Genomic DNA, 14561 nt, shown 5'->3' with positions numbered 1-14561 from the left:
CAATTTATAAAGGCTGCGGCAAAATCATCCAACGTGAAAGAGTTTCAGTTTTGGAGACACGATAATAAGCCCATTGAGCTATGGAGCAATACGGTTATCTGGGAGAAGATCAACTATGTCCACAATAATCCCGTAGCGGCTGGATTGGTTTATAGGGCTCAAGATTATGTTTATAGCAGCGCTTCGGATTATGTAGATGAAAAAGGATTGTTGGATGATATTGTGGTATTTCGGTACTATGGTTGAATTGAGAATTGGAAAGTTTAATTAAAATTGGGAAAGGAACGCGATGCAATCGCGCACCAGCGGGGGCGGTTAATTTTTAACAATGAATTATTTACTGAAAAATAGGATATGAGGCCATGCTTTATATATTGAAAAGCTTATTTAGACTCCCCGCTAGCACGTTTTTAAAATTTGATGAATATGAAATATTTTCTTTTAGTTTTATTGATTTTTAATTCCTGCAATACAAATTTTTGCAGTAACTTTTCGGGAATAAATGTATCAGAAAAACTTTCGCAAATTAAAATAGATGAAAATAAAGACTATTGTACGTGCCTCCATGAAGCTCTTGAAGGCAATGGCGAATCTATAAATGAATTTTCAAAATTCATGGTAACAAAAGATTTAGCTTATCAGCACGGTATTGTACTAACAAAGTTAATCGAAACAATTGGTGATGAGAACTATACAAGCTATCTGTCAGATTTTAGCGATAGAGATAAATTAGTATTAATGACTTACGTCTCAATGGGCTTATATGAAATGAAGCTTCCTCCCTTTCAAAGTGAAAAGCTTGAAGATAGTTTTCCAAAGTTGGATAGATTTTTGATTGATGAATAGCCCAAACTAGCCCCGCTCCCGCGCGATTGCATCGCGTGATCTACTGAACTTTAATACGATGGTCATTTGCCATAAAATCACTTCATCTTTATCGTGTACGTGGATAGGTTTTGACCGGGACCGCAATTCCGAGACTTCGGGAGCATCTCGTGGTTTTCCCGCATTTTAAGGCTAAAACCAGTACTGTATCACTATTCAGAAGTATCTCGCCCGTGCCCTAATATATTTATTTTCCATCAATAGTCCATTTTATTGTTTTTACTTAGTCAAAAATCGTTTCAAAATTTGAATGTTCCTTTAGTGGCTACTCCCGCAATATTTCCAAAAATCCCCAATGGCGGTTGCAATTATTTATACTATATTTGACCCCTTAAGTTTTCGTTAACATATGATTACCCATATACAGGGCAGACTGGTTGAAAAAACGCCCACCGATGTAGTGATAGACTGCAATGGTGTGGGGTATTTTATCAATATTTCCTTACATACTTTTTCTGAGCTTCCGGACGGTGAAAACGTTAAGCTTTTTACACATCTTCAGGTTCGTGAGGATGCCCATATTCTATATGGTTTTACTAGTGTTGCGGAACGGGAGGTATTTCGGTTTTTAATTAGTGTTTCTGGCGTAGGGGCCAGTACGGCAAGATCCATGCTGTCGTCATTAACCCCTGAACAGGTGGTTGATGCCATTGCGCAAAACGATTTGCCAACCATCCAATCTGTTAAGGGAATTGGTGCTAAGACCGCCCAGCGCGTAGTCTTGGACCTAAAGGATAAGATTTTAAAAGTGTACGGTTTGTCGTCTATTTCTACCGATACAAGCAATACGAACAAAAATGAAGCGTTATCTGCTTTGGAGACATTGGGCTTTGTTCGCAAAAAGTCTGAGAAAGTAGTAGATAAAATTGTGAAGGAAGATCCACAGGCTTCTGTAGAAATGATCATAAAACAAGCTTTAAAAAATTTGTAAAATTTGAAGGCAAAAAATTACGTTTACAAGGTTGGCTTTTTTAAGCTTTTAACAATAGTAGGTCTCATCTTGGTTAGCAATGTTTCGCTAGCACAAGATACAACTGAAGTGGGGAATGAGATGGGAAGGATTGATCTTCCTAACCCTAGGAGTATCCAAGATTTATACACCTACGACCCCATAACCGATAGGTATATTTACACCCAAACGGTGGGCGGCTTTGATGTTACCTACCCTATTATTCTTACCCCGCAGGAATACCAAGATCTTATTCAGGAGGAGCAGATGAAAGCTTACTTTAAAGAAAAGATAGATGCTGCCGATGGACGAAAAGCAGATTCCGAAGAACAGCAAAAAAACCTTTTGCCCACATTTTATGTAAATTCAAACTTTTTTGAATCTATTTTTGGAGGAAACACCATTGAAGTAATTCCACAAGGTTCTGTTGAAATGGATCTTGGACTGCTTTACACCAAACAAGACAATCCGCAGTATTCGCCGCGAAACCAAAGCAATTTTTCTTTCGATTTTGACCAACGAATCAGTTTAAGCCTTTTGGCAAAAGTGGGAAAAAGGCTTCAGGTAACCGCAAATTATGACACCGAGAGTACCTTCGACTTCCAAAATCAAATTAAGTTGGAATACACCCCAACGGAAGACGATATCATTCAAAAAATTGAGGTGGGTAACGTGAGTATGCCGCTTAACAGTTCCTTGATTCAAGGGGCCCAAAGCTTATTCGGTGTAAAAACACAGCTTCAATTTGGAAAAACGACCATTACCGGTGTTTTTTCCGAACAAAAATCAGAAACCCGAACCGTAACCGCTGAAGGTGGTGCAACGGTAACAGATTATGAGCTTTTTGCATTGGATTATGACGAAAACCGTCACTTTTTTCTAGCGCATTATTTTCGGGATAACTACAACCGTACCCTAAAGCAATACCCGTTTATAAACAGTAACGTACAGGTTACCCGAATGGAAGTTTGGATTACCAACAGAACGAGCCGTACCGAAAATGTTCGTAACGTAGTGGCGTTGCAGGATATTGGAGAGTCAGATTTGTCAAATATTGGGCTGGACGTTCCACCGGGAGGCTTTATAAATGTTCCCAGCACTGCATATCCAGATAATAAAAATAACGATTTTAACCCCTTTGGAATAAATACTGGAGAGCAAACCATACTTAACGCTGCAATTCGTGATGTTGCCACAGTAAATCAAGGTTTTACAGGGGTTCAGGTTAGCGAAGGTAGAGATTATGTTACCTTGGAAAATGCTAGAAGATTAGATCCGGGGGAATATTCTCTAAACTCACAATTGGGGTATATCTCGCTTAACCAACGCTTAAACAACGATGAGGTTTTGGCCGTTTCGTACCAATTTACGGTTAACGGAAAAGTGTACCAAGTAGGTGAGTTTTCTAATGACGGTGTAGAGGCAAACGGTGGCACCCAACCCGGTGGGAATCCTCCAGGCGGTGGCGACCAAGGCGGTATTGCCCAAAACTTAGTGGTAAAACTGCTAAAGAGTAGCATTACAAGTGTAGAAGAACCAATCTGGGATTTAATGATGAAAAACATCTATCCTATTGGAGCTTATCAACTTGAAAAAGAAGATTTTAAGTTAAACATACTTTATACAGATCCTTCTCCATTAAATTACATTAAGGAAGCTGAAGCCACGCCGGGTCATCCCTATGCCGAATTTTCTCCGGAAATTAAAGATGAAGTTCTTTTAAAGGTTTTTAATCTAGATAGATTGAACTTTAACAACGACCCTGTGCAAGGGGGCGATGGGTTTTTCGACTTTGTGCCAGGTGTAACCGTTGATGCTCAAAATGGTAGGATTATTTTTACCACCGTAGAACCATTTGGTAAAGATCTTTTTGATAAGCTTGACGAAACGCCAACGCAAGGTGTGCCATCAGGTACCTACACGATGCCGGAAACCTATAACGCGAATCAGGAAAAATACGTTTTTAGAACCCTTTATACTTCAACTAAAACCCAGGCTGAACAACAGGAAAGCCAAAAGAATAAATTTCAGTTAAAAGGTAGCTACAAGTCCACTGGAGCTGATGGGATCCCGATTGGCGCATTCAATATTCCGCAAGGTTCCGTTACTGTTACCGCGGGTGGAAGACAGCTGGTAGAAGGTGTTGATTATACGGTAAACTATCAATTGGGTCGCGTTCAAATTTTAGATCCGGCTTTATTGAACAGTAATACGCCAATTTCCGTAAGCACGGAGAACAATTCACTTTTTGGACAGCAAAGCAAACGATTCACGGGGCTGAATGTAGAGCATAAATTCAGCGATAAGTTTATGGTTGGCGCTACCTACCTAAATCTTAATGAGCGTCCTTTAACTCAGAAATCTTCGTATGGTGCAGAGCCTATTAATAACAGTATTTTCGGAATAAACCTAAACTATTCAACTGAGGTGCCTTTCTTAACCCGAATGGTGAATCATTTGCCAAATATTGATACTGATGTGGAATCGAACCTATCCTTACGTGGTGAGTTTGCCTACTTAAAACCTGGAGCGCCGAAAGTTTCAGATTTTGGTGGAAAAACAACGGTCTATGTAGATGATTTTGAATCGTCACAGACGGGTAATGATATCAGTATGCCTTCTAGCTGGTTCTTGGCCAGTACGCCATTGGGTTTTGGTGGAGAATTGGAGAATGAAAATCTAGGGTATAACTTTAACCGTGCAAAATTAGCATGGTACACGATAGACCCTATTTTCTATAGTACCCAACGCCCGGACGGAATTAGTGATCAAGATTTATCTTCGCCATTTACGCGCCGTGTATTTAGGGACGAGATCTTCCCAAACCAAGATGTTATTCAAGGGCAAACCCAAGCTTTATTTACGTTAGATTTAGCGTATTATCCTTCCACGCGTGGAGAGTATAACTTTAACCCGGAAGCGGCCGGAACTAATAATCTGCCAAACCCGCAGGATCGTTTCGGTGGTATTATGAGACCTATTAGCACTACCGATTTTGAGAAATCGAACGTGGAGTACATTGAGTTTTGGGTCATGGATCCTTTTATTTACGATGAAAACGCTGGAAACCCTGGCGGAAATGTCAACTTTAACTTGGGAAGCATTTCAGAAGACGTATTAAAAGATGGTAGAAAACAATATGAAAACGGACTGCCAAAAGATGGAGGTGATGGCAATACCATAGGTACGGCATGGGGTAAGGTACCGACCAACCAATCTTTGGTTTACACCTTTGATTCGGAAGGGCAGGAGCGTGTTAATCAAGATATTGGTCTAGATGGATTGAGCAGTGCCGAAGAAGCAGTTCAGTTTCCTGCCTTTGCTGGGCTTGATGATCCTGCAAATGATGATTACCTATACTTTTTACAAGCAGAGGGTAGTATTCTTGACCGCTACTTAACCTATAACGGTACCGAAGGTAACTCACCTGTTCAGGTTACCAACACCAATCGTGGAAGTACCACGCAGCCAGACGTAGAAGACATTAATCGTGACAATACTATGAACACGATTAATAGCTATTACGAATACAACGTGCCAATGTTCCCTGGAATGAGCAGAGATAACAACGAATATATTTCAGACGTAAAGGAACTGGATGTAACTACCCAAGACAACAGTGTAATTCCTGTGCGTTGGGTTCAGTTTAAAATCCCGATCAGTGAGCCAGACCAGGCTTTAGGAGGTATTTCAGACTTTAGATCCATACGTTTTATGCGAATGTTTCTATCTGAATTCTCTGAAAATACAGTATTGCGTTTTGGTACTATGGAGCTGGTGCGTGGCGATTACAGAAGGTTTCAACAAGCCTTGGAACCAGGTTGGAATGATCCTACCATAAGCAATACGCTCTTTGAGGTTGCAACTGTAAGTATTGAGGAAAATGAAAACCGCGAGCCTATTCCATATAGATTGCCACCGGGGCTTCAGCGTGAAGAGTTAAACAACAATAACAATATAATTCGCCAAAATGAGCAGTCATTATCGCTTCGTTTATGCGAACTAGAGCCTGAAGATGGTCGTTCTGTTTATAAAAATTTCAACGTGGATATGCGCCAGTATAAAAATCTGGAAATGTTTATCCATGCCGAATCGCTCGTTAATGAAACTGCATTGAGCGATGGCGATTTAGTTGCATTTATGCGACTGGGGAATGACCTTACCAATAACTATTACGAAGTGCAAATACCATTGAACCCAACGAGTTTTGGTTCTACAGGTGCTGAAGAAATTTGGCCACTTGCTAACCGCTTGAACTTGCCATTAGAACTGTTGCAACAAGTAAAAACCAAAGTGCTCGGAAACATTGATTATGACCAGACTATTGTTAATTTCTTTAATCAATCTGAACTTGATGGCGGCGGCACTAATGGTGAAAATGAATTAAAAATAGGTATTAAGGGTAATCCGAGCTTTGGAAATGTACGTAATATCATGCTCGGTGTTAAAAACAAGTCGTCTAACGATGTTTGTGGCGAGGTTTGGTTTAACGAGCTTAGAATGACCGAACTTAAAAACCAAGGTGGGTGGGCCGCTGTTGTGAATATGGATGCAAACATTGCCGATTTCGCAACTATTAGTGCTACGGGAAGTAGAAGTACGGTAGGCTTTGGTTCTTTAGAACAAGGTCCAAATCAACGAAGCAGGGAAGATCTTCAGCAGTATGATGTTGTTACCAATTTAAACCTTGGGCAATTGTTGCCAAAAAAATGGGGTGTTCAGCTGCCGTTTAATTATGGACGATCTGAAGAGCTTATAACACCGCAGTACGATCCAGAATTCCAGGATATTGAATTGCAGACCAGACTGGATAACACCGAAGATGAAGCCGAAAAAGAACAAATAAAAAAACAGTCTGTAGATTATACCAAGCGGCAGAGCGTTAACTTTATTGGCGTGCGAAAAGAACGAACGGGCGATTCAAAACCAAAAGTGTACGATGTTGAAAACCTTACGGCCTCCTTCTCATATAATCAAACGGACCATCACGATTTTGAAATAGAAGATGCCCTAGAGCAAAACATTCGCGCTGGAGCAAACTATAACCATAACTTTACTGCAAAACCGGTGGAGCCTTTTAAGAAAAACGATTCCATTTTCAACGGTAAGTATTGGCGATTTATGAAAGACTTAAACTTTAATTATCTGCCAACCAATATTTCGGTTAGTTCTAATATCACGAGACAATATAACGAACAGAAGTTTAGAGAAATTAATTTGCAGGAAGGTAATATTGGGCTTCCTAAGCTATACCAACGCAATTATCTTTTTGACTGGCAATATACCATCAATCACAACTTAACAAAATCATTGCGATTTAACTTTACTTCTACTAACAATAGAATAGTAAACAATTACTTGAGTGATGGCGGCATGATTAACAATGATATTGGAGTTTGGGATGGCTTCTTTAATGTTGGTGATCCTAATCAACATTTTCAGTCTTTGCAGGTTAACTATGATTTACCATTTAATAAGTTTCCATTCCTTAAATTTATTAGAGCCACATATTCTTATACCGGAGACTATCAATGGCAGGCCGGAAGTACGCAGTTTAATAATTTGCCTATTGAGTTGAGCGATGGAAGCACCGCAACCTATGACTTGGGTAACTCCATTCAAAATGCAAGCACCCACCAAATTAACTCAAGTATAGATATGAATGGCTTTTATAGATATATTGGCCTTAGAAAAATAAAAAAGAGTAAGTCTAGAAAAGTCGATGGATCTGGAAATGATAGAGCGAAACAAAAAGAAGAAAGAGGCGGTCGTGTAGATCCAGATGCAAAAAGTGCTCTTTCAGGAAGAAACGCGGCATCAGCAGGTGGAAGAGGTAACAAGGCAGGTGCCGGCGGTTTAAATGCAGGCGATAAAGCCTTGAACGTTGGTATTGGCTTAGCAACAATGATAAAGAAAATTCAATTTAACTATCAGGAAAACAACGGTATTTATTTACCTGGATACTTGCCTTCCATTGGTTTTATTGGAACGTTAAAGCCAACAGCAGGTTTCGTATTTGGAAGCCAATCTGAAGTTAGGGATCTTGCCGCTAGAAAAGGATGGTTAACCCTATATCCAGAATTCAATGAGCAATACACAGAGGTGCACAGTAGTCAAATGGATATCCAAGTCAATTTGGAACCAATAAACGATTTGACAATAGATATTAATGGAAGCAGAATTTATTCTGAAAACCATGCTGAAAACTTTATAGTTGAAGACGGCTTGTACAACGCCTTAACGCCAAATACTTTTGGAAACTTCAACATCTCAACCATGTTAATTAAAACAGCATTTAGCAGTAGTGATGAGAATAATTCGGCTACTTTTGATGAATTCCGAAGCAATCGTTTAACTGTTGCAAACAGATTGGCACAAGAACATTATCAAGGTGGAACCATTCCCAGAACAGAAGATGGCTATCCTGTAGGCTTTGGAAGAAACAGCCAAGATGTATTATTGCCATCGTTTCTTGCCGCCTATAAAGGAAGCAATGCTTCAAAGGAGAAAACAGGTATCTTTAGGGATATTCCACTTCCAAACTGGGATATTAAATACACGGGCTTGATGAAAATACCGTGGTTTAAGAAGAATTTTAAACGCTTCTCACTTACACATGGGTATAGAGCCAGTTATACTGTTAACCAGTTCCAGACCAATTTAGACTACGATGCCAATAATCCAGAAGCAGTAGATCAAGGTGGTAACTTTAAGGCCAAGACCTTATTGACCAATGTTAACTTGACGGAGCAGTTCTCACCTTTGGTGAAGTTAGATTTTGAAATGAACAATTCAATAAAAATCCTTGCCGAAGTTCGAAAAGACCGTGCACTTTCTTTAAGTTTTGCTAACAACTTGCTTACTGAGATTAAAGGAAATGAGTATATTATAGGCCTAGGCTATAGAATAAAAGACCTTAGAATTGCAACTAACTTTGGAGGTAATAAATCGGTTATGACCAGTGACCTTAACTTTAAGGTAGATCTTTCTAGAAGAGATAATGTTACAATCATAAGGTATTTGGATGTTCAGAACAACCAAACAACGGCCGGACAGACTATTTATGGGGCGCAGTTATCTGTTGATTACGCGCTCAGTAAGAACCTAACGGCGCTGTTCTATTACGACCATACGTTCTCTAAATATGCTATATCAACGGCATTCCCACAAACAACAATAAGAAGTGGTATTACACTTCGATATAATTTTGGAAATTAAAATAAACGTTTATACATTATAATTATGAATTTACCAGCTGATTTAAAATACACGAAAGATCACGAGTGGATCAAGATTGAAGATGACATTGCAACCATTGGCGTTACTGATTTTGCCCAAAGCGAATTAGGTGATGTGGTTTACGTAGAAGTTGAAACCGAAGGCGAAACTATGGATAGAGATGAAGTTTTTGGAACGGTAGAAGCCGTAAAAACCGTCTCAGACCTATTTTTGCCGCTTTCTGGAGAAATAACTGAGTTTAACGAAAACCTAGAATCTGAACCAGAAAAAGTTAATACAGATCCTTATGGCGAAGGTTGGATGATTAAATTGAAGATTTCAAACCCAGATGAAATAGCAGATTTATTAGACGATGCTGGATATAAGGCCATTGTTGAAGGATAAACCCTTACTGCTAATAGCAATTCTGTACAGTATTGCTATTAGCTTTTTGTTTTTTATGCCCAGCAGCAATCTGCCCAGCGTAAAAATAAAAATTGAAGGACTAGATAAAGTCATTCACGGCCTAGTTCATTTTTTTCTTATAAGTCTGTGGATGCTCTATTTTTACGTAAAAAAGAACTTTCAGTTTAAAGCGAATTGGGTTTTCAAGTTGTTTTTAGTTTTAATGCTATTTGGCATAATAGTTGAGATATTACAAGACCAACTGACGGATTCACGCGGTGCCGATATATTTGATGTTGCCGCTAACCTTGTAGGTTCATTACTCGGAATCCTTTTCTTTAAAATTGTAAAAAATAATTTTAAATTGAAAAAAATCAATTAAGTTTTAAATTGAATGATTATTTCTATATTTTAGCATCAAGATAAACCCACAATTATGGAACCCAAAAAAAACCCAAAAGCAGACGTAGGCCGAAGAAGCATGTTGTTTTTTCAGCTTGGTATGATTTTAATGCTTTTACTTGCATGGCAAGCAATTGAATGGAAAACCTATGATAAATCAGACTCCAATTTTGGTAAACTAGACCTTGGAGATGAACTGGAAGAGGAAATTCCAATTACCGAACAATTTACACCCCCACCACCACCACCTCCGCCACCACCAGCGCCAGAAGTTATTGACGTGATTGATGATGAGGAGGATGTTGAAGAAACCATTATCGAATCTACCGAGACAAAACAAGATGAAAAAATTGTTGAGGTTAAGGAAATTGAGGAAGAAGTGGTTGAGGAGGAAATCGCTGATGTACCTTTTGCTGTAATTGAAAACGTACCGGTTTATCCTGGATGCGAAAAGGAGAGAGGCAACGCTGCGAAGAAAAAATGTATGTCTTCTAAAATAAGTCGGTTTATTAATAAGAAGTTCGATACTAATTTAGCTTCAGATTTAGGTCTTGAAGGAAGACAACGTATTGCAGTTCAGTTTAAGATTGATAAAAATGGTAAGGTGGTTAATGTACGAGCACGTGCACCGCATCCTAGGCTTGAGAAAGAAGCCTTAAATGTAGTGTCTTCATTGCCAGACATGACACCTGGAAAGCAACGTGGGAAAGCAGTAGGGGTTCTTTATTCGCTTCCTATCGTTTTCGATATCCAATAGAAAAATTAAATATTTTTAAAAGTCCTGTATTTACAAGTTTAAATACAGGACTTTTTGCATTCTGGAGTTTCTTTAGGAGGCTATATGACTACGCAATCAGACCAATTTGTTATATACACTGCTCTGAAAACAATGTAGCTTCTTCACGCTATGATGTTGTTGTTGTTTGGCATCCACCGCAGCCGATGGGAATTATGAGAAACTCGAACCATTCAAGTGTGGCAGGCTCCCCCAACCGAAACGGATTGGGAAAATAAAACCGAAGCTGAACGATTTTAGATGCGTATTGTCTTGTTAGCCAAGTGATTCAACAGAGCTTATAAGTGTTTTTACAAAAATGTATGCTTTTAGTGATTTCAGTGGTTGTAAAAAATCTGTATCTTTCACGAATAAATACGTTACCCCTTAAATGAAACCATACCTTCTACTTCTTCTTTTATATAGCTTTTCGCTACATTCTAATGCACAAGTGGCGGATATTGAATATGAAAAATTCCCGGTTTTTCAGGAGTGTGAAGATGTTGATGTTTCTAATTTGGAAAACTGCTTCACCCATACGTTGCAGAGCTTTGTTTTTCAAAACTTCAAAGTGCCAGAAATTGTTTTTGCTGAAAACTATAATGGAACTGTAAATGTTCTTTTTGAGGTCACTAAAAAGGGTGGATTTAAGGTGCTGTATATAGATGGGGTGTATGATGAATTAAAATTAGAGGCGCGTCGTGTTTTTGAAGCGCTTCCAATAGTGCAGCCCGCTACTTATAATGGTGCACCGGCCTATGTTCAATTTACCTTGCCTGTTGAAATTCCTTTAGTGGCTCCTGGGGAAACCATAGTACAGACATCTGAAATTACTAAGGAAAAAGAGCAAGTGGATCTGGATTTTACAGATGAGTATGACGAAATTGAAAACCTTCCTTTTAACAACGAAGAATACCAAAGCAATATTAATATCCCGTTTTCTCATCATAATTACAGCCTCTTTGATGCTTCTTTAAATCGCGTAGGCCTAAACAATCACACCGCCCAGAAGCCTTATATTTATTCTGAAGTAAATAAATACTACAACTTTGAGGCTGCAAATAATAAACTTTTAAAGAAAAAGTCCTCATGGTGGGGCAGAAAGCTATGGAACGAACATTTGGTGACTATTAAAGGTAAGGATTATTGGCTTACTTTAGATGCGGGAGTAGATTTACAAGCTGGTAAGGATTTTGATGCGAACATAGATACCTACAACAACACCCGTTTGGTATATACTCAGGGTGGAATAGGGAAGAATCTAAGCTTCTTCGGAGTAATTTATGAAAGTCAAGGTCGTTTTGCAGATTATTTTAATCGTTATGCCGAATCAATTCGCCCAACAGGTGGAAACCCTGCTATTATACCGGGCCGGGGTATTGCCAAAAAGTTTAAATCCGATTCTTACGATTATCCCATTGCAACGGGCCATGTTTCCTATACACCTTCAAAATACTTTAATGTCCAATTTGGGCATGGAAAAACTTTTCTAGGCGATGGATATCGCTCCTTGTTGATGAGTGATAACGCTAGCCCATATCCGTTCTTTAAGATAAATACTACCTTCTGGAAGTTGAAATATACAAATACCTGGATGTCATTGCGGGATGTTCGCGACGAAGTAACTGACAATGGATCGTTCCGAACAAAATACATGGCCAACCATTATCTGAGCTACAACATTACCAAGCGCTTAAATATAGGTTTGTTTGAATCGGTAATTTGGCAAAATGACAATGGTCGTGGTTTCGATGTTAATTACTTAAACCCAATAATATTCTATCGTGCCATTGAGTTTTCCACCGGATCGCGGGGTGGTAATGCCTTGATTGGGCTCAGTGCAAAATATAAGGTAAACGACCGTATTAATGCCTATGGCCAGTTTATTATCGATGAGTTTTCTACATCAGATGTTTTTGGCGGCAATGGCAGTTATAAAAATAAAACCGGGTATCAGTTGGGGTTAAAATATTACGATGCCTTTGGTTTAAAAAATCTTTTTCTGCAGGCCGAATACAATAGGGTGCGGCCTTATACCTACTCGCACAATACAGTGGTTTTAAATTATGGGCATAACAACCAGTCTATGGCACATACGCTGGGAGCTAATTTTTCTGAAATAATTGCAATTGCACGTTATCAAAAAGGAAGGTTTTATGGCGATGCAAAATTTATAGTTGCAAAACGTGGGTTTGAATTTAATACCCCAGACGATATGAGCTTTTATGGTGGTAATATTTACGGAACCGAAAAGGATAGGATCGCTACTGAAGGTAACACCTTGGCTCAAGGAAATACCACCGATTTTTTCCATGCCGAATTACAAGCTGGCTATATTATTAACCCTGCCACCAACTTAAAATTATATGGAAGTTTTATTTACAGAGACTTTAATCCGCAGATGGATACCGAAACCGTTTTTAAAAACCAGACCACTTGGCTAAACTTTGGGCTCCGTACAGACTTATTTAATTGGTACAATGATTTTTAAGGATGTAATATAGTCGTGTCCGACTAAGATATAAGACCGCTGCGTATTCTATGATTAAAAAAAACATATTTACATTAATTTATCGAAAATATTAAGTTGCATATTTCATAAGGTCTACATAAGGTTCGTTTCTGTTCACCACTGCGAACATTCTTGATACGATTTTATTTCTTATGATATTTATCGTGCTCATTTTGTTTTTGCCTTCATCTATCCTTTCATTATAGTATTTCTTCATTTCCAAGTTGTGCTGTATACTGGTTTTTGCACAGAGATCCAGCAGGCTTTTTATTTGCTTATTGGCTAGGTTACTAACCTTTGTCTTGCCTCTTACACTGGTTCCCGAAGAATTAGGGAATGGGGCTATACCACAATAGGAGGCAAACTTACGCCAGTTTTTGAACTTGGTAAAGTTGGCCGTATAGGCAATCATAAAAAGTGCTGTTTGCGGCCCCACGCCCTTGATTGTGTTCAAGAGTTTAAAATTACGAGACATAGATTCACTTTCTCCTATTGTCCCTTCCATCTGCTCTTCCACACTGTCGATTTGTTTTGAAAGATATTTGATCATTTTTTCCTGAGTGGACAGAAGTACCTCATTTCCTTTGTTGGGCAAGACCCGTTTTTGTTCTTTAAGGGAAGTCTTGAAGCCAGATCTTTGCTTTACCAGCCGCTTGCGCAAGGAGAGAAGCCGTTTGAGGCTCATTACTTCCTCAGTTGCAAGTTTGCTGGGCTCTATTTCATCACGTAATCTATAGGCATATTGAGCGATTTTTGTGGCATCCTTCTTATCATCTTTTCCTCTCGCCATTCCCAAGGAACGCTTGATCTCCAGACCAGGAACCATTAAAAACGGGATATCCCGTGATGTAAGATAGACCGATAGCTGATGTGAATAAAGTCCGGTGTGCTCAAATACAAAAATGATTTTCTCTTTTGAAAAGGCAGTGTTTTTGTATGCCCAAGAGACCAAGTCCTGATATCCCTTGGTTTCGTTGTCAAAGACCTGATAAGCCTGAGAGGTATGTACCCTTGCGTCAAAGGTTAATTTGCTGATGTCGATGCCGACTGTTTCCATTATTTTCATAATTTCACGATGTTTAAATGGTTACATTGACTAACACCTTTAATAGGTAAAGACTAAAATTCTATATGGTCCTTGTAACCGGGTTATAAAAGAATGGGGACTGATACGAAGCATAGATCGTTAATCTAGCTGAAAGAAAAGTTCACCCCATTCTTTTTTCATTTATGGTTATCAACAATTTAAGACTTATCAACAAAGAAAAAAAGAAGCAAAAAAAGAAATTTCAACATCAAAGCTATCATGTTTCTTAATTGTTGTTTTTAACTTTGCTAATCTAAAGGCTGAAAGACATAAGACGTAAGACTTGCTTTTTAATTGATTGAAAACTAGATAAAATTGATTAAACATA

The 14561-nt window shown here is 38.7% G+C and carries 8 protein-coding genes and 1 pseudogene; 8 read left to right on the top strand and 1 reads right to left on the bottom strand.

Features of this window, described 5'->3' with window-relative positions; all coding sequences use genetic code 11:
- The 8 genes and pseudogenes from QPK98_RS14805 to QPK98_RS14775 all read left to right on the top strand — a co-directional run.
- A pseudogene (locus tag QPK98_RS14805) lies at positions 1–246 on the top strand (transposase); the annotation flags it as partial.
- Between the two features lie 180 nt (positions 247–426).
- Positions 427–846, top strand: a complete 420-nt coding sequence (locus QPK98_RS14800; RefSeq protein ID WP_310994243.1) for a hypothetical protein — start codon at positions 427–429, stop codon at positions 844–846.
- 388 nt (positions 847–1234) lie between these two features.
- On the top strand, positions 1235–1816 hold the full coding sequence (ruvA, locus tag QPK98_RS14795; RefSeq protein ID WP_310994242.1) for a Holliday junction branch migration protein RuvA: 582 nt from the start codon (positions 1235–1237) through the stop codon (positions 1814–1816).
- Positions 1817–1819: 3 nt separating this feature from the next.
- Positions 1820–9052 carry a T9SS outer membrane translocon Sov/SprA gene (gene sov / locus QPK98_RS14790; RefSeq protein WP_310994241.1) on the top strand — a complete coding sequence of 2411 codons (7233 nt, stop codon included), beginning with the start codon at positions 1820–1822 and terminating at the stop codon, positions 9050–9052.
- Between the two features lie 24 nt (positions 9053–9076).
- Positions 9077–9457 carry a glycine cleavage system protein GcvH gene (gene gcvH / locus QPK98_RS14785; RefSeq protein WP_310994240.1) on the top strand — a complete coding sequence of 127 codons (381 nt, stop codon included), beginning with the start codon at positions 9077–9079 and terminating at the stop codon, positions 9455–9457.
- Positions 9426–9839 carry a VanZ family protein gene (locus QPK98_RS15700; RefSeq protein WP_353963178.1) on the top strand — a complete coding sequence of 138 codons (414 nt, stop codon included), beginning with the start codon at positions 9426–9428 and terminating at the stop codon, positions 9837–9839. Before gcvH ends, QPK98_RS15700 begins: the two co-directional genes overlap by 32 nt.
- Before the next feature lie 54 nt (positions 9840–9893).
- The gene (locus QPK98_RS14780; protein WP_310994239.1) at positions 9894–10616 is read left to right on the top strand and encodes an energy transducer TonB; all 723 of its coding nucleotides are present in this window, start codon (positions 9894–9896) and stop codon (positions 10614–10616) included.
- Between the two features lie 409 nt (positions 10617–11025).
- Positions 11026–13125 (top strand): gliding motility protein RemB, encoded by a 2100-nt coding sequence (locus QPK98_RS14775; protein ID WP_310994238.1) that lies wholly within the window; start codon positions 11026–11028, stop codon positions 13123–13125.
- A 91-nt stretch (positions 13126–13216) separates the two neighbouring features.
- On the opposite strand, the gene QPK98_RS14770 is transcribed toward QPK98_RS14775, so the two are convergent.
- A complete protein-coding gene (locus QPK98_RS14770) occupies positions 13217–14212 on the bottom strand; it encodes an IS110 family RNA-guided transposase (protein WP_310994237.1) in 996 nt (331 codons plus the stop codon).
- Between the last annotated feature and the right edge of the window lie 349 nt (positions 14213–14561).

Source organism: Aequorivita marina, assembly GCF_031631895.2.
Taxonomy (GTDB): Bacteria; Bacteroidota; Bacteroidia; order Flavobacteriales; family Flavobacteriaceae; genus Aequorivita; species Aequorivita marina.
Note: the sequence above shows the minus strand (reverse complement) of the source record. Positions and strands in the feature narration are given on the sequence as shown.

Excerpts from the sequence above, each read along its gene's own strand:
- QPK98_RS14775 (WP_310994238.1), top strand. The coding sequence starts at position 11,026 with ATGAAACCATACCTTCTACTTCTTCTTTTATATAGCTTTTCGCTACAT.
- gcvH (WP_310994240.1), top strand. The coding sequence starts at position 9,077 with ATGAATTTACCAGCTGATTTAAAATACACGAAAGATCACGAGTGGATC.
- QPK98_RS14770 (WP_310994237.1), bottom strand. The coding sequence starts at position 14,212 with ATGAAAATAATGGAAACAGTCGGCATCGACATCAGCAAATTAACCTTT.
- QPK98_RS15700 (WP_353963178.1), top strand. The coding sequence starts at position 9,426 with ATGCTGGATATAAGGCCATTGTTGAAGGATAAACCCTTACTGCTAATA.
- QPK98_RS14800 (WP_310994243.1), top strand. The coding sequence starts at position 427 with ATGAAATATTTTCTTTTAGTTTTATTGATTTTTAATTCCTGCAATACA.
- QPK98_RS14780 (WP_310994239.1), top strand. The coding sequence starts at position 9,894 with ATGGAACCCAAAAAAAACCCAAAAGCAGACGTAGGCCGAAGAAGCATG.
- ruvA (WP_310994242.1), top strand. The coding sequence starts at position 1,235 with ATGATTACCCATATACAGGGCAGACTGGTTGAAAAAACGCCCACCGAT.